This window comes from Falsiroseomonas sp. HC035 (assembly GCF_050563525.1).
In the GTDB taxonomy this organism is placed as follows: Bacteria; Pseudomonadota; Alphaproteobacteria; order Acetobacterales; family Acetobacteraceae; genus Falsiroseomonas.
This window is the reverse complement of the sequence record NZ_JBNXUN010000001.1, coordinates 877,964-893,607: the sequence shown is the minus strand read 5'-3', so window position 1 is coordinate 893,607 and position 15,644 is coordinate 877,964. Positions and strand designations below refer to the sequence as shown.

The 15,644-nt window shown below is 68.7% G+C and carries 15 protein-coding genes; 14 read left to right on the top strand and 1 reads right to left on the bottom strand.

What is annotated here, in order from left to right:
- Positions 1-224 precede the first annotated feature (224 nt).
- The 8 genes from ACLF3G_RS04395 (at position 225) to ACLF3G_RS04360 (ending at position 8,902) form a co-directional block, all read left to right on the top strand.
- Entirely contained in the window at positions 225-776 is a 552-nt protein-coding gene (locus ACLF3G_RS04395) for an Hsp20/alpha crystallin family protein (protein WP_430668105.1), read from the top strand.
- Positions 777-922: 146 nt separating this feature from the next.
- The gene (locus ACLF3G_RS04390) at positions 923-1,258 is read left to right on the top strand and encodes a hypothetical protein (RefSeq protein WP_430668104.1); all 336 of its coding nucleotides are present in this window, start codon (positions 923-925) and stop codon (positions 1,256-1,258) included.
- Between the two features lie 14 nt (positions 1,259-1,272).
- On the top strand, positions 1,273-2,088 hold the full coding sequence (locus ACLF3G_RS04385; protein WP_430668103.1) for an ADYC domain-containing protein: 816 nt from the start codon (positions 1,273-1,275) through the stop codon (positions 2,086-2,088).
- Between the two features lie 127 nt (positions 2,089-2,215).
- Entirely contained in the window at positions 2,216-3,307 is a 1,092-nt protein-coding gene (locus ACLF3G_RS04380; protein ID WP_430668102.1) for an ATP-NAD kinase family protein, read from the top strand.
- Positions 3,308-3,319: 12 nt separating this feature from the next.
- Positions 3,320-4,705 carry an aminomethyl-transferring glycine dehydrogenase subunit GcvPA gene (gcvPA, locus tag ACLF3G_RS04375; protein WP_430668101.1) on the top strand — a complete coding sequence of 462 codons (1,386 nt, stop codon included), beginning with the start codon at positions 3,320-3,322 and terminating at the stop codon, positions 4,703-4,705.
- Positions 4,702-6,234: an aminomethyl-transferring glycine dehydrogenase subunit GcvPB gene (gene gcvPB, locus ACLF3G_RS04370; protein WP_430668100.1), complete on the top strand. Its 1,533-nt coding sequence runs from the start codon at positions 4,702-4,704 to the stop codon at positions 6,232-6,234. Before gcvPA ends, gcvPB begins: the two co-directional genes overlap by 4 nt.
- Positions 6,231-7,760 (top strand): 2Fe-2S iron-sulfur cluster-binding protein, encoded by a 1,530-nt coding sequence (locus ACLF3G_RS04365; protein ID WP_430668099.1) that lies wholly within the window; start codon positions 6,231-6,233, stop codon positions 7,758-7,760. The genes gcvPB and ACLF3G_RS04365 overlap by 4 nt, the downstream gene beginning before the upstream one ends.
- Positions 7,757-8,902 carry an NAD(P)/FAD-dependent oxidoreductase gene (locus ACLF3G_RS04360; RefSeq protein ID WP_430668098.1) on the top strand — a complete coding sequence of 382 codons (1,146 nt, stop codon included), beginning with the start codon at positions 7,757-7,759 and terminating at the stop codon, positions 8,900-8,902. Before ACLF3G_RS04365 ends, ACLF3G_RS04360 begins: the two co-directional genes overlap by 4 nt.
- On the opposite strand, the gene ACLF3G_RS04355 is transcribed toward ACLF3G_RS04360, so the two are convergent.
- Complete coding sequence (locus ACLF3G_RS04355; protein ID WP_430668097.1) at positions 8,880-9,698, bottom strand: IclR family transcriptional regulator domain-containing protein; 819 nt, start codon at positions 9,696-9,698, stop codon at positions 8,880-8,882. The two genes, ACLF3G_RS04360 and ACLF3G_RS04355, sit on opposite strands and share 23 nt — an antisense overlap.
- 165 nt (positions 9,699-9,863) lie before the next feature.
- On the opposite strand from ACLF3G_RS04355, the gene ACLF3G_RS04350 reads away from it, so the two are divergent.
- From ACLF3G_RS04350 to ACLF3G_RS04325, 6 genes are read left to right on the top strand one after another with little or no spacing between them, the layout of a single operon-like run.
- A complete protein-coding gene (locus ACLF3G_RS04350; protein WP_430668096.1) occupies positions 9,864-11,177 on the top strand; it encodes an ABC transporter substrate-binding protein in 1,314 nt (437 codons plus the stop codon).
- Between the two features lie 25 nt (positions 11,178-11,202).
- Entirely contained in the window at positions 11,203-12,081 is an 879-nt protein-coding gene (locus tag ACLF3G_RS04345; RefSeq protein WP_430668095.1) for a carbohydrate ABC transporter permease, read from the top strand.
- Entirely contained in the window at positions 12,078-12,896 is an 819-nt protein-coding gene (locus ACLF3G_RS04340; protein WP_430668094.1) for a carbohydrate ABC transporter permease, read from the top strand. Before ACLF3G_RS04345 ends, ACLF3G_RS04340 begins: the two co-directional genes overlap by 4 nt.
- Entirely contained in the window at positions 12,893-13,963 is a 1,071-nt protein-coding gene (locus ACLF3G_RS04335; protein ID WP_430668093.1) for an ABC transporter ATP-binding protein, read from the top strand. The genes ACLF3G_RS04340 and ACLF3G_RS04335 overlap by 4 nt, the downstream gene beginning before the upstream one ends.
- A complete protein-coding gene (locus tag ACLF3G_RS04330) occupies positions 13,960-14,859 on the top strand; it encodes a dihydrodipicolinate synthase family protein (RefSeq protein WP_430668092.1) in 900 nt (299 codons plus the stop codon). Before ACLF3G_RS04335 ends, ACLF3G_RS04330 begins: the two co-directional genes overlap by 4 nt.
- A complete protein-coding gene (locus tag ACLF3G_RS04325) occupies positions 14,860-15,642 on the top strand; it encodes an SDR family oxidoreductase (RefSeq protein WP_430668091.1) in 783 nt (260 codons plus the stop codon).
- Positions 15,643-15,644: the final 2 nt, after the last annotated feature.

Sequence of the window (15,644 nt, the reverse complement as noted above, 5' to 3'; positions counted from 1 at the left end):
GGTCACCGCAGGCGCGGGCATGATCGCAGAAACATGATGCCAGATCTCACCTTCTGGGATCGTGAGCGTCCGCGTCCTTCGCCGCTTCGTGATGCCTTCGCCGCCGGTCGATTGACCTGGATCAAGCCGGATCGGGAGGCATTTGCCTGAACTGAGATCGGAGTCATGCCGTGCGGCAGGCCGCCGGCTTGCTCCGGAGGAACAGCGGGACAAGGATGCATGCAATGAGCGAGACCCAAGGCGTGGCAAAGACCGAGTCCAATCCGCCGCAGCCGGGCAGTGGCCGGCCCGAGAGTCTGTGGCAGCCGTTTGCCGCCCTCCGCAATGAGATGGACCGGCTGTTCGACAGTTTCTGGCGCGGTGTCGGACCCGTTGGCGCGGGGCGGCAGGCCGACACGGATCCGCAGCCGCTGTGGCGTGGCGACGGCGTCTTCGGAATGGCGGCGCCGGCCATCGATGTCGTCGAGACGGAAAAGGAGTTCCGCATCAAGGCGGAGCTTCCCGGCCTGGATGCGAGCAACGTCGAACTCGCGCTGAGCGACGACGTGCTGACCATCAAGGGCGAGAAGAAGGACGAGCGTGAGGAGAAGACCGAGAACTACCATCGCGCGGAACGCCGCTTCGGCTCCTTCCGTCGATCCTTCCAGTTGCCCCGGGGGGTGGACCGCGAACGCATCGAGGCCAGCTTCGACAAAGGGGTCCTGACCGTCACCCTCCCGAGATCCGCCGAGGCGACGGCGCAGCAACGCAGGATCGATATCAAGCAGGGCAGGTGACCTGCAAGGCACCGGAAGGCGGAGCAATCCCGATGGCGGCAAGGTGACTCCGCCGCGTCGTGTTGCGGGGCCGCAGCCACCGCCGCGCAACATGGCGACACACGATCACCGATCCGGACGCGCAGTGATACGAAAACGAAACAGAGGTGGTCGAGAAGTCGGTGATCGGACGGCACGCAGCCATCCCTCACCGGAGAAACGCCATGACCCGCTTTGCCACTGCTGCCGCCGCCGCCCTGATGGCCGGCCTCGCCACCCCCGCCATGGCCGGTCCGGGTCTTGTCCTGCAGGGCCTGTCATTCAACGGAACTGCCGAGAACGGCTTCAAGATGAATGGCTTCAAGATGAACGGTCTGAATTTCAATGGCCTGAAGTTCAACGGCCTGGGCACCAACGGCGGAGAAGGCGCTGGGGCCCAGGCGGCGACGCCGGATTTCCAGGCCCTGGTGCTGCCGAACGGCCTCGTCCTCCAGGCCCGCTGACCCGGCCCGCCGGCATGCCTCGCCCCGAATGCAGGCGCCACGCCGGGGCGCTCGCTGGCCTGGGCCTACCGGCCCTTCTGCTTGGCGGGATGGCGGTGGCGCAGGACCCGCCGCGCCTGCTGGACCTGCGCGCGGAGGGCGGCGATTTCCGTGCCACCCTGTCGAACGGCCAGGTATTGCGCGGCGCCGACCTGGTGGGCGCGGTGCTGCGCTTCGATGGCGGCGAGATGCGGCTCGACAGCGCACGACGCGACGCCGGCGTTCCGGGTGCGATGCCAACCGTTTCCGCCGATGATGTCTGGTTGTTCGGCATGTCCATTCGCGGTACGGACGGCGCATGGCAGCCCTTCTGCGAAGCCGATCCGGATGGCGAACGGCTCGGAATGGTCTATCCGGGCAGTGATGTTGCGCTGAGCCTGACCTGCTCCGCGGGCGGCATCGGCAAATGCATCCGCTTCGGCTATCGCCCTTGGGCCAGCGGGCCGGGTGGCGCATCGCTCGCCCCCTATCACGCCGCCTGCGTCAACATGCTGCGCGCTGCCTATGGTGGCGGCGAGCGCGCCTGGACGCGGGAGGGCACCGCCATCGACATCTACGACCACATCGGCATCCAGCACCCCGCCAATGATCCTACGCAGGCTTTCGAGGCCGGCTGGACCGCGACCGGCGCGGTCTGCGTGGCACATCTGAGGGTGCCGGAACATGGCGACCTCGCCGCCCTCGCCGCGGCGGTGCCGCGGCTTGCCGGCCACCTCGGCCCGGCCGCCTGCAACGAAGCCCGGGCTGCCGAAGCAGGTGCTCGCCTCTTCAACCGGTCGCGCCGACATTAGTGGGTCCGTGCCTGCGGGCCGCGCCATCCATCCGGCCAGCGGGAAACGGTTGCGCTGCCGGCCCTGCGCCGCCAGACTGTGCGCGGTGCAGAGGCCTGTTCGGCCTGCGAACAGGGGAGTGGTGGGGTTGCGGCGGATCGGCGTCATCGTCAACCCGATCGCGGGCATGGGCGGGCGGGTCGGGCTGAAGGGCACCGATGGCGCGGCCACGCTGGCACGCGCGCGCGAACTCGGCGCGCAACCCGTCTCCGCCGAACACGCGGCGCGTGCCCTGCGTGAACTGCCGGAGGGGCTCGAGCTTCTTGCAGCACCCGGCACGATGGGCACCGCAAGCTGCACCGCCGCGGGCCGGCCCTGCGCCACCCTGGCCATCTCCGCCACCGGCGCCGAGGCGACACGCGCCGCGGCGCTTGCCATGCAGCGGGCGGGCGTGGACCTGCTGCTGTTCGCCGGCGGCGACGGCACGGCGCGGGATGTGCTGGCCGCCATCGGCATGGCGCTGCCCATTCTCGGCATCCCGACCGGCGTGAAGATGCAATCCGCCGTCTTCGCCACCAGCCCCGCCGCCGCCGGCCGCGTCGCCGCGGGCTATCTTCGCGATGGACTGCTGCGCGAGGCGGAGGTCATGGACCTGGACGAGGAGGCCCTGCGCGACGATCGCGTCAGCCCGCGCCTGCACGGATTTGCGCTGGTGCCCCGGGAACGCGCGCTGATGCAGGCGTGCAAGGCCGGGGCTTCGGTTCCGGATGAGGCGGCGCTGGAGGCCCTGTCGCGGCGCATCGTCGCGCAGATGCAGCCGGGCCGGCTGTACCTGCTGGGCTGCGGCACCACCACGCGCCGCATCAAGCGGGCGCTGGGATTCGCGGGCACCTTGATGGGCATCGACGTGGCGCTGGATCGCCGCCTGCTGGCCGCCGATGTGTCGGAGGCGCAGTTGTTGCGGCTGCTAGGCCAGGCGCCCGCCACGGCGATTCTCGGCGTCACCGGCGGCCAGGGCTTCCTGCTCGGTCGCGGCAACCAGCAACTCAGCCCGGCGGTGCTGCGCCGAGTCGGGCGGGAGAACATCATGGTGGTGGCGGGCGCGCAGAAACTCGCGCTGCTCGACCCCGCCTGCCTGCATGTCGACACCGGGGAGCCGGCGCTGGATGCGGCGCTGTCCGGCTACATCGCTGTGCACACCGCGCCCGGCCGCACCGCCATGCTGCGCATCGCCGCCTGACAGGAGCCCCGCATGACCACTGCCCATCCCTGGATGGCTAATTCCGTGCCCGCCATCAAGGACGCCATGCTGCACGAGACCGGCGCGCCCTCCATCGAGGCGCTGTTCGAGCAGATCCCTGACGCCCACCGCACGAAGCACGCCTTCGCCTTGCCACCGGCGCTGCGGTCGGAGCCGGAGCTGCGCCGCCACATGCTGTCCCTGCTGGCCAAGAACCGCAGCTGCGAGGAACTGCTTTCCTTCCTCGGCGCCGGCATCTGGCAGCACCATGTGCCTGCCATCTGCGACGAGATTGCGGGGCGCAGCGAATTCCTGACCTCGGTCTGGGGCACGCCGATGTCGGACCACGGCCGTAACCAGGCCTGGTTCGAGTTCTGCTCGCAACTCGGCGAGCTGGTCGCCTGCGACTATGTTGGCCTGCCGGTGTATTCCTGGGGCTGCGCCGCGGGCAACGCCATCCGCATGGCGTCGCGCATCAACGGCCGCCGCACGGTGCTCGTGCCGGAATGGATGGACCCGGAACGCCTGGCCGTCATCCGGCAGTATTGCGAGCCGGAGGCGATGCCGAGCCGCATCGCGGTGGTCACCGTCGCGATGCGGGACGGGCTGCTGGACCTCGCGGACCTGCGTGCGAAGCTCGATGCCGACACCACGGCGGTGTATTTCGAGAACCCCTCCTTCCTCGGCCTGATCGAGACGCAGGGCGCGGAAATCGCGCGCCTGGCGCATGCGGCCGGCGCCTTCGTCATCACCGGCGTCGATCCCATCAGCCTCGGCGTGCTGGCGCCGCCGCCCGACTACGGCGCGGATCTCGTCGTCGGCACCACGCAGACGCTCGGCGCGCATATGAGCGCGGGCGGCGGCGCCGGCGGCTTCATCGCCTCGCGGGACGAGGAACGGTTTGCCCGCGAGTACCCGACGCTGAACATCTCGATCACCACCACCAGCAACCCCGGCGAGCACGGCTTCGCGCTGAGCCTTTCGCACCAGTCCAGCTACGGGATGCGGGAGGAAGGCAAGGACTGGACCGGCAATTCCGTCTATCTCACCGCCATTTCCAACGCCGCCTACATGACCCTGATGGGGCCGGATGGATTTGCCGAACTCGGCGAGCTGATCCTGGCCCGTTCGCACGACGCGGCACGGAAGCTCGATGCCATCCCCGGCCTATCCGTGCGCTGGACCGGCGGCTTCTTCCGCGAATTCGTCGTCACCTTCGCAGATCGGACAGTGGCGCAGGTCAACGCGGCGCTGCTGGAACGCGGCATCCTCGGCGGCAAGGATCTTTCCGTAGACATTCCCGAACTCGGCCAGTCCGCGCTCTACGCGGTGACAGAGATCCACTCGCCCCAGGACATCGACAGACTTGCTGATGCACTTGGAGAAATTCTGCGATGAAGACGATCCAGCAAGCGAAGTGGCATGAGCCGGTGGTGATGGAACTTGGCGCGCCCGGCCGCCGTGGCATCGTCTTCCCGAAGCCGGAGTCCGACACCAGCGCGCTGGTGCCGAAGGGCATGCGCCGCACCCGCAAGCCGGCGCTACCGGAAATGACGGAACACGACACGCTGCGCCATTACCTGCACCTGTCGCAGCAGGTGCTTGGCATGATGGGCGTCAGCCTGTTCGGCACCTGCACCATGAAATACAACCCGCGCCTCGGCGAGGCACTCGGCCTGCGGCCGCAGATGGCGGAGATGCACCCGTTGCAGCCCGACTCCACGATGCAGGGCCTGCTGGAGATCGTGCACAATTTCGATCTCATCCTGCGTGAGCTGTCCGGCATGGATGGCTTCACCTTCCAGGCCGCCGGTGGCGCCGATGCCGCCTACACCCATGCCTGCGTCACGCGCGGCTGGCTGGCCGCCAAGGGCGAGCTTGAGCAGCGCAACGAGATCATCACCTCGATCCAGGCGCACCCGTGCAATCCCGCCACCGCGGCCACCGCCGGCTTCAAGGTGGTGACGCTGATGCTGGAGGAGAACGGCTATCCCTCCATCGAGGCGCTGAAGGCGGCGCTGTCGAACCGCACCGCGGCGCTGATGATCAACAACCCCGACGACATGGGCGTCTACAACCCGCAGATCGCCGAATGGGTCGCGCTGGTGAAGCAGGCCGGCGGGCTCGCCTTCTACGACCACGCGAACTTCAACGGCGTGATGGGCCGCATCCGCGCGCGCGAACTCGGCTTCGACGCCTGCATGTTCATGCTGCACAAGACTTTCGGTGGGCCGAAGGGGGGCGGCGGGCCGGCGGTCGGTGCCTATGGATGCTCGGCGGAGCTGCTGCCCTTCCTGCCGAAGCCGGTGGTGGTGAAGCAGGATGGTCGCTACCGCCTGGACCACGACCGTGCGCAATCCGTCGGCAAGGTGCGCGAATTCCTTGGCAACCTGCACATCGTCATGCGCGCCTACCTGTGGTCGCGCGGCATGGGGGCCGATGGTATTCGCGAAGCGGCGGACCTTGCCGTGCTTGCCAACAACTACATGGAGAAGAAGCTGCTCGCGATTCCCGGCGTCGCACGCTCCAACCCCAACGGCACCGCGTGGCGGATGGAGATGACGCGCTACGGCCTCGGCCCGCTGAAGGAGGAGACCGGCATTGGCGTGGTGGAAGTTGGCAACCGCATGACCGACTACGGCATCGACGCGCCATGGCTCTCGCACGAGCCCTGGGTGGTGCCCGAACCCTTCACGCCGGAAGCGGGCGAACTGTGGTCGAAGGAGGATATCGACCTGTGGTGTGACGTTCTCGCCAAGGTCTGCGAGGAAGCCCGCAGCAACCCGGACCTCGTCCGCACCGCCCCGCACCACGCGCCGATCGGCCGCGTGGACAGCGAGGCACCGGAGGATCCGGCACGCTGGGCCACCACCTGGCGCGCACATCTGCGCAAGCGCGCCGCCCGCCTGTCGCAAGCCGCCGAGTGATCCGCTTCGAGGGGCGCGACATCCCGGCGCGGGAGGGCCAGAGCCTCGCCGCCGCGCTGACCGCCGCCGGCGTGCTGGATCTGCGCGACACGCGCCGTGGCGCGGAAGGGCGTGGGCTGTATTGCGGCATGGGCAGTTGCCAGGACTGCGTCATGGTGGTGGACGGGCTGCCGAACCGGCGCGCCTGCATGACCACGGTGGCACCGGGCATGGTGGTGCAACGCCAGCCGCATCCGGCCCCCATCGCGCCGCGCCAGGCCGGCACACCTCCCATCGGCTTCGCCGACCTGCCGGAGGAAACGCCGGACCTGCTGGTGATCGGGGGCGGCGCCGGCGGCCTGTCCGCCGCCATCGCCGCGCGTGGCGCCGGCCTTGATGTGCTGCTGGTGGATGAACGCAGCACACCCGGCGGCCAGTACTACAAGCAGCCGGCACCGGGACACACGCTGCTGGATGCGCAGCAGCGCGAAGGCGCCGCGCTGCTGCACGCGGCGCAGCAGGCCGGCACGCGCATCCTGGGCGGCGTCGAGGTCTGGGGCGCCTTCGCGCCGCTGCTGTTCCTCGCAACGCAGGGCAGCCGCACGCTGCGCCTTCGCCCACGCACCGCGGTCATCGCAACCGGCGCCTACGAACGCGCCGTGGCCTTCCCGGGCTGGACACTGCCGGGCGTGATGACGACGGGCGCGGCGCAGACGCTGTGGCGCAGCCACCGGACGCTGCCGGGCACGCGGGTGCTGGTCGCCGGCAACGGGCCGCTGAACATCCAGGTGGCGCTGGAACTCGCCGCGGGCGGCGCGCAGGTGGTGGCGGTGGCGGAGGCCTCGCGTGGCGCACCGCTCGCCGCGCTTGCCAGCATGGCCGCCGCGTCGCCGACGCTTGCCGCCAAGGGCGCCGCGATGCTGGCGACGTTGCGCCGCCGCCGGATCCCGTTGCTGCGCGGCACCGTCCTCCACCGCGTCACCCGCGACGGTGCGCTGCACGCCGAACTGTCCGACGGCCGCTGCTACACGGTCGACGCCGTGCTTTGCGGCCACGGGTTTGCACCAGAGGATGCGCTGCTGCGCGCCTTCGAGACGGAGGGACGCCCGCCCAACCTATTCGCCGTCGGCGACGCCACCGGCCTTGGCGGCGCGCCGGCCGCGCGGGAGGAGGGGCGATTAGCCGGCCTCGCCGCTGCCCGCCTGCTGGGCCACGCCGTTCCCGAAGACCACGCCGCGCGCCGCCGCCTGGCGCGCCACCGCGCCTTCCAGTCCGCCCTCTGGCAGGTCTTCGCCGCGCCGTTCCCGGCCCTGACGCTGTCGACGCCCGACACCGTGCTGTGCCGCTGCGAGGAGGTGACGCTCGGCGAGGTGCAAGCCGCGCTGCCCTGCGACCTCGGCGAATTGAAGCGGCGTACGCGCTGCGGCATGGGCCGCTGCCAGGGCCGCGCCTGCGCACCGCTGCTGGCCGAGCTGCTCGGCGTCAGCGAGCGTTTCGCACCACGCGCGCCAACGCGTCCGGTCCGCATTTCCGACCTCACCGCGTGACGCACGACATCGCCATCATCGGCGGCGGCATCATCGGCCTGTGCCTGGCGCGCGATCTGGCGCGCGAGGGCCAGGACGTGGTGCTGATCGATTCCGGCCACCACGCCGGCACCACCGCCAATGCTGGCAGCCTGCACGTACAGATGCAGTCGCGCTTCCTGCGCATGTATCCGGAACTGGTGCCGAACCTCGAAGCCTCCCTGCCGCTGTATCCCGCCGCCGTACGAAACTGGCAGGCGCTCGCAGCCGACCTCGGCGCGGAGTTCGAGCTGCGCCGCTCCGGCGGCCTGATGGTGTGCGAGACGCCGGAGCATTACGAATTCCTCGCCCGCAAATGTGCCCGTGAGCGCGAGCTGGGCCTGGATGTGGAAATGCTGGACCGCGCCGCGCTGCGCCGCATCGCGCCCTACCTCGCCGAGGCCGTGCACGGCGCGGAATTCTGCGCGGACGAGGGCAAGCTCAACCCGCTGTTGGCCAACGAGGCACTGCGTCGCGACCTGCGCGCGCGCGCCGTGCCGCACCACGCACACACCCGGGTCATGCGCATCGAGCCTCAACGGGATGCCCTGCTGCTGCACTGTGCCGGTGGCGAGGTGGTGCGGGTCGGGCGTGCCGTGCTGGCCTCGGGCGCCGGCACCGCGGGCCTCGCCGCCTCGCTTGGCCTGCATGTGCCAGTGCTGGCGGAGCCGCTGCACATGAACATCACGGAGGCCGCCGCGCCGCTGATCCTGCATCTGGTGCAGCATGCGGAGCGCATGATCACGCTGAAGCAGCTCGCCGCCGGCCAGGTCGTGATCGGTGGCGGCTGGCCGGCGCGGTTCAGTGGCGCGCAGGATTTCCCGACGGTGGAGCCTGCGTCCCTGATCGGAAACCTGTCGCTGGCGCAACACATCGTGCCGCCGATCGGCGGCCTGCGGCTGCTGCGAAGCTGGGCCGGCGTCAATACCACCGCGGATGGCCAGTGCATCCTTGGCCCGCTGCCCGGAGAGCCTCGGGTGCATGTCGCGGTGCCGGGCGACGCCGGCTACACGCTCGGCCCGCTGGTCGCCTCCATGGCGGCGGCGCTTCTGCTAGGCCGTGATCCCGGCTTCGATATCGCGCGCTTCACCGCCGCGCGCTTCAGTCCCGCAGCGACCGGTTGATGCGCTCCGCCGCCGCCAGGATCTCCGGCAGGAAGCGGCTGTGCAGTGCCTCCGGCGTCACCCGCGCGCTCGGGCCGCAGACGTTCAGCGCGGCGATCACGGCACCGCCGGGCGCGCGCAACGGCACGGAGACGGAGCGCAGCCCGACTTCCAACTCCTCATCGACGATGGACCACCCATCGCGCCGCACATCCTCGATCAGCCCGCGCAGCTTCGGGCGGGACGTCACGGTGTTGTCGGTGAAGGCCACCGGCTTCATCGTCGCCAGCGCCTGCGCCAGCGCCACTTCGGGCAGCCCGGCCAGCAGCACGCGGCCGACGGAGGTGCAATATGCCGGCAGCCGGCGCCCGACCGCGATGCCCACCGCAACCACGCGGCCGGGGGAGGGCGCATGCGCGACATAGAGTGCATCCTGCCCATCCAGCACCGCGGCGAAGGCGGCCTCGCCCAGCTTCGCCGCAAGCTCCGCCATGATCGGTCGCGCGATGTCCCACAGCCCGAGCGATGCCACCGCCGAATGGCCGAGTTCCAGCAGCTTCGCTGTCGGCCGGAACAGCGCACCCTCCTGTTCCATGTAGCCCGCCTGGCGGAAGGTCAGCAGGAAGCGGCGCGCCGTGGCACGGCTGAGGCCGGTGCGTTCCGCCACCTGGGAAAGCGTCTGCCGCGGCGTGTGGCGGTCGAAGCTGCGCAGCACATCCAGCGCGCGCAGCACGGATTGCACGATCTCCCGGTCCTCGCCACGCGGCGTCGCCTGCGGCTCCGCCAAGTGCAGGTCGCGGGGCATCGCATCATCCATCGGGCAGGCTCCGGCTGTTCGCTGGGCGAACACTGGCGCTGAAAATCTGAGGCGTCAACGCTGTTGCCCCCTTGCGGAGGCGTCACAACGCGTTTCACACTGCGGTCACTCGTTCGCCTGGCGGTCGCCGCCGATGGCGACGCCACATGAGGGAGGGAACGAGACATGACGGATTTCAGCCGCCGCAGCCTGGGGTTGGGACTGGGTGCCGCAGCCATTGCGGGCACCGTGGCGCGCCCCGCCGAGGCGCAGCAGACGACACTGCGTTGGTGGTCGCCGCAGACCGCGCCGGCGCAGCGCGAAGCCTACAACTTCCAGATCCGCACCTTCGAGGAAGCCAACCCCGGCGTCCGCGTGGTGTTCGAGGCGACCTCAGACGAGGGTTATCCGGCGCAAATGGCCGCCGCTTTCGCCTCGGGCCAGGTGCCCTCCGTGGTGACGCACTTGCCGCATTTCGCGGTGGCGACCTACTGGCAGAACAACCTGCTGGAGCCGATGAACGACGTCATCGAAGCGGTCGGCACTGCGAACTACTACGAGGGTGCCAACCGCATCTATGAGATCACGCCCGGCCAGTATGCCGGCACCGGCATGGGCAGTTCCGCCGCCAACATGATGTGGCTGCGCCGCGACCTGATGCAGGCCGCCGGCATCGGTGCCCCACCGCGCACCTGGGACGAGTTGCGCGACGCCTGCCGCAAGATGCAGCGCGGCGGTGTCTTCGGCGCACCGCTGCCCTATGCGCGCAACTCGATGACCAGCCTGATCTTTGTCTGCTTCGTGCACGGTGCCGGCGGGCAGGTCTTCACGCCGGACCTGCAGGTGGCGGTGGACAGCGACGGCTTCCGTAACGCGCTGGAGTTCTACAAGTCGATGCGGGAGTTCTGCCCGCCGGGCGCCACCAACTATTCCTGGGGCGAGAGCCTGACGGCCTTCGTCGCCGGCGCCACCGCCACCGGCATCTACACCGGCCGCGTGCTCGCCAACGTCGCCGCGCAGAACCCGCGCATCGCGGACAGCGTGACCTGCGCGCAGTACCCCACTATTTCCACGAGCGTGCCGCACTGGACCTTCAACGACTTCCCCTCGGTCATGATCCCGAAGGTGGCGCCGAACATGGCGCTGGCGAAGCGCTTCGCGGCCCACCTGTTCCGCGCCGATGGCTACATCCGCCAGTTGCATGCGGCGCCGGGGCATGTGCTGCCGGTACTGAAGACGATCTCCGCCATGCCTCAGTACCAGGAGAACGCGCTGATCACGAAGTACCGCGCCGAGGTCGACCTGATGTCGTCTTCCGCCGCAGCGGGCCACAACCTCGGCTGGGAATCGACCTCGCACAAGCCGAACACCTCCGCCGGCCGGATCATCGCGAGCCACGTGCTGGCCGAGGCGGTGCAGCGCTACGTCGTCAACAACGAGCCGATGGCGGCGGTGGTCTCCACCACGGCGCAGCGGCTTGAGCAGATCATGCGCGGCTGAACCACCTCGCCATGAATCCGCTGGTATGAATCCGCTCGATCGGCGCGACGCCTGGCTGGGGGTGATGCTCATCGCCCCCAGCGTGCTGATCTTCTGTGCCGTCATCGTCTATCCGCTGGTCTCGGCCATCTATCTCAGCCTGTTCAACATCTACACGCCGACCCTGCGCGGCAACTTCGTCGGCCTGCAGAACTACGCGGAGCTGTTCGCGGGCCAGGAGTTCTGGCGCTCGCTGTTCAACACGCTGGTCTGGACCGTGTGCACGCTGACTTTGCAGGTGGTGTTCGGCATCGCCGCCGCGCTGATGCTGCACCAGGCCATCGTCTTCCGCGCACTGGCCCGCAGCCTGATCCTGTTCCCGTACTTCGTCTCGACTGTCGTCGCGGTACTTGTCTGGCGTTGGCTGTTCAATGACCTGTACGGCATTCTGAACCACATGATGATGTGGGCCGGCATCCTCGACATGCCGCTGGACTGGCTGGGTTCCATGCCGAATGCGATGGTCAGCATCGTGCTGGTCGGGGCCTGGAAATACTTTCCCTTCGTCGTCATCGCCGTGCTGGCGCGGTTGCAGACCATCCCCGACCAACTCTACGAGGCCGCGACCATCGACGGCGCCGGCGCCTGGAGCCGCTTCTGGGACGTGACGCTGCCGCAGTTGAAGGACGTGCTGCTGGTTGTGGTGCTGCTGCGCGCCATCTGGGATTTCAAGGAATTCGACCTGATCTTCCTGATGACCGGAGGCGGGCCGCTGATCGCCACGCAGACGTTGCCGCTGATGGTCTACAAGGAAGCCTTCGGCATGGACGCCATGGGCCGCGCCACCGCCGTCGCCGTTGCGATGATGCTGGTGATGCTGGTCTTCATGGTGCTGTACCTGCGCCGCGCGAAGGCCGAGAGATGAAGCGCATCCTGTTCAACCTGATGGCCTGGACCATCGTGCTGGTCACGGCCTTCCCGCTACTGTGGATGCTGATCACCTCGGTGAAGCCACAGTTCGAGCTGTTCCGCATGCCGCCGACCTTCTGGCCGGAACAGATCACCTTCGAGCACTACACGCGCCTGCTGTGGGAAACGCCGTTTCTCACCTTCATGCGCAACTCCCTGGTGCTGTCGGTCTCCACCACCATCCTCGTCGTGCTGGTGGCGACGCTGGGCGCGCACAGCCTGGTACGCTTCCGGTATCCGGGCCGCGACCGCCTGGCGCAACTGGTGCTGTTCACCTATCTGCTGCCCTCCGTCGTGCTGATCCTGCCGCTGTACCTGATGATGGTCTGGCTCGGCGTCGCCAATTCGCTGCTCAGCCTGGTCATCGCCTATACCAGCTTCGCGTTGCCCTATGCGCTGTGGCTGCTGCGCAGTTTCATGCAGGGCATTCCCGATGATCTGGAGGCCGCGGCCCTGGTCGATGGGGCCACGCGGATGGAGGCGTTCGTGGACGTCATCCTGCCACAGGCGCTGCCCGGCATCATCTCCACCTGTCTCTTCACCTTCATCCTGTCCTGGAACGAGTACCTCTATGCGCTGGTGCTGGTGAACACGGACGAGGCGCGACCGCTGACGACCGGCGTGATGAGCATGCTGGTCAGCGCCTTCAACATCGAATGGTCCCTTCTGATGGCGGCTTCCGTCATGATGAGCCTGCCGCTCATCATCATCTTCGCCTTCCTGCAAAGCTACCTGACGCGCGGCTTCGGCGCCGGAGGCGTCAAGGGGTGAGCGCGGCGGAGGTCACCTTCACACGCATCCACAAATCCTTCGGCGGCGCCGTTGCGGTGCGCGAGCTAGATCTGGCGATTCGCGCCGGCGAATTCGTCTCGCTCCTCGGCCCCTCCGGCTGCGGTAAGACCACCAGCCTGCGGATGCTGGCGGGCCTGGAATTCCCTACCAGCGGCACCATCAGCATCGCCGGCCGCGTGGTGAACGACATCGCGCCAGGCAAGCGCGACGTAGCCATGGTGTTCCAATCCTACGCGCTGTACCCGCACATGACGGTTGGCGAGAACATCGCCTACCCGCTGAAGAAGCAGGGCCTGGCGCGGGCCGAGCGTGAGGCGCAGGTGCGGCGTATCGCGGAAATGCTGAAGTTGGAGGCGCTGCTGTCGCGCAAGCCGCGCCAGCTTTCCGGTGGCCAGCAGCAGCGCGTCGCCCTTGGCCGCGCCCTGGTCCGCAGCCCCAAGGTCTTTCTGCTGGACGAGCCGCTGTCGAACCTCGACGCCAAGCTGCGCGCGCATATGCGCGCCGAGTTGATCGAGCTGCACCGCTCGCTCGGCCGTACCTTCGTCTATGTCACCCATGACCAGCTCGAGGCGATGACGATGTCGGACCGCATCGCGGTGATGGAGGGTGGCGAGCTGCGGCAGTTCGCGCCACCGCGGGAAGTCTACGACCGCCCCGCCAACCTTTTTGTAGCCGGCTTCATCGGCACGCCGCCGATGAACATCCTGCATGGCGATTTCGCCGATGGCCACTTCCGCCATCCCGCCATGACGATACCCTTCCGGCCTGCCGGAACCCCGACGAAGGTCGCTCTCGGCGTGCGTCCGGAGGATGTGCTGCTGGGCCAGGGCCCGCACCGGGCCACCGTGCGCGTGGTGGAACCCACGGGGCACGAGACCATCGTCATGCTAGATGCCGGCGGCTCCCCACTCACCGCCCGTGCACCAGCCGAATCCGGATTGCGTGCCGGTGAGGTCGTGCCCTTCGACCTGCGCCCGGACCGCCTCCACCTGTTCGATGCCACCACCACGCTGCGCCTCGATGCGCGAGAGGAAGTCACCCCGTGAACCGCGACGACGTCGACTGGTCGGGCCCTATGCCCGCCCTCACCACGCCCTTCCACGCCGATGGCCGTATCGACAGCGCCGGCTTCCGCGCCAATGTCAGCCGCATGCTGGATGCCGGCGCCACCGGCATCGTCGCGGTCGGCTGTACCGGGGAGTTCTGGGCGCTGAGCCTCGAGGAGCGGAGATCCCTCTACGCTGAAGCCGTTGTCGCCACCGCCGGCCGCGGCACCGTCATCGTCGGCACCGGCTGCATCGGTGAGGCCGATACGATCGCGTTGGCGCGGCACGCGAAGGAGGTTGGAGCGGATGGGGTGCTGGTGCTGCCGCCCTATTTCGTGATGCTGTCGGATGACGAGATCTTCGCGCACTACAAGGCCGTATCGGACGCGATCGACTTGCCGATGGCGGTCTACAACATCCCCGGCAACGCGGTGAACGCCATCAGCCCCGCGCTGGCCGACCGCCTCGCTGATCTGGAGAAGGTCGTCGCCATCAAGGAATCCTCCGGCGACTGGAACAACTTCTACGGCACCATGCTGGCCGTGAAGGACCGGCTGCGCGTGTTCTGCGGCCCGTCTTCCGTCTTCGGCGTGCCGGCGGTGGCCCTGGGTGCCGATGGCACGGTCGACTGCTTCCCGAATGTCTGGACCGGCTGCCTCGACCTGTTCTACGCCGCCCGCGACGGCAAGCCAGAAGCGGCCGCTCTCCAGGAAACCGGACGCCGCATGACTGATCTGTTCACCTCCGGCGGCCGCACGTTGTATCCCGCGACCAAGGCGGCGATGGACATGCTCGGCTTCGCGGGTGGCGGCGTGCCACGCCCACCGCTGCGCTCGCTGTCCGGGGCGCCACTGGACGGGCTGCGCAGTGGCCTTGTCGAACTGGGGCTGTTGTAGATGGATCTCGGCATCAGGGGGCGCCACGCCATCGTCTGCGGCGGCAGCCGTGGCCTGGGCGAGGGCTGCGCACGATCCCTGGCGAAGGAAGGTGTGAATCTCACCATCGTCGCACGCGGGGCGGAGGCGCTGGAGGCGACCGCCGAGAAGCTGCGCCGCGAGACCGGCGTCGCGGTGCAGACCGTGGCGGCGGATGTCAATGCGGCGGAGGGTCGCGACGCCATCCTCGCGGCCTGCCCGGCACCGGACATCCTGGTGTGCAACCCCGGCGTCCGCCAGGTGCCCGGCAACTTCCGGGAATGGGACCGGGCCGAGTGGCTGTACTGGTGGGACGTGCACTTCCATTCCTCGATGGACCTGATCGCGCGCGTCACACCCGGCATGGCCGACCGCAAATTCGGTCGCGTCGTCAGCATCTCCGTCAGCTTCATCAAGTTCCCGCAGATCGGCTTCGCGCATTCGCACGCGGCGCGCGTCGCCTTGTCCGGCGCTATCGGCTCCATTGCGCGAGAGCTGATTCCGCACAACGTCACCATCAACACCGTCTGTCCCGGCCTGTTCGACACGGATGCGCTGCGCACCAACCTGCACGGCCACGCCGCCCGTCGCGGCACGACCTACGAGGCAATGGTCGCCGATCGCATTGGCAGCTGCCCCGCCGGCCGCTTCGCCGACCCGTCTGAAAACGGCGACCTGGTCGCCTTCCTGTGCAGCGCGCAGGCCGGCTTCATGACGGCGCAGAACCTGGTCAACGATGGCGGCGTCTACCAGGGCCTGTTCTGACC

Excerpts from the sequence above, each read along its gene's own strand:
- ACLF3G_RS04395 (WP_430668105.1), top strand. The coding sequence starts at position 225 with ATGAGCGAGACCCAAGGCGTGGCAAAGACCGAGTCCAATCCGCCGCAG.
- ACLF3G_RS04385 (WP_430668103.1), top strand. The coding sequence starts at position 1,273 with ATGCCTCGCCCCGAATGCAGGCGCCACGCCGGGGCGCTCGCTGGCCTG.
- gcvPA (WP_430668101.1), top strand. The coding sequence starts at position 3,320 with ATGACCACTGCCCATCCCTGGATGGCTAATTCCGTGCCCGCCATCAAG.
- gcvPB (WP_430668100.1), top strand. The coding sequence starts at position 4,702 with ATGAAGACGATCCAGCAAGCGAAGTGGCATGAGCCGGTGGTGATGGAA.
- ACLF3G_RS04355 (WP_430668097.1), bottom strand. The coding sequence starts at position 9,698 with ATGGATGATGCGATGCCCCGCGACCTGCACTTGGCGGAGCCGCAGGCG.
- ACLF3G_RS04350 (WP_430668096.1), top strand. The coding sequence starts at position 9,864 with ATGACGGATTTCAGCCGCCGCAGCCTGGGGTTGGGACTGGGTGCCGCA.
- ACLF3G_RS04345 (WP_430668095.1), top strand. The coding sequence starts at position 11,203 with ATGAATCCGCTCGATCGGCGCGACGCCTGGCTGGGGGTGATGCTCATC.
- ACLF3G_RS04340 (WP_430668094.1), top strand. The coding sequence starts at position 12,078 with ATGAAGCGCATCCTGTTCAACCTGATGGCCTGGACCATCGTGCTGGTC.
- ACLF3G_RS04325 (WP_430668091.1), top strand. The coding sequence starts at position 14,860 with ATGGATCTCGGCATCAGGGGGCGCCACGCCATCGTCTGCGGCGGCAGC.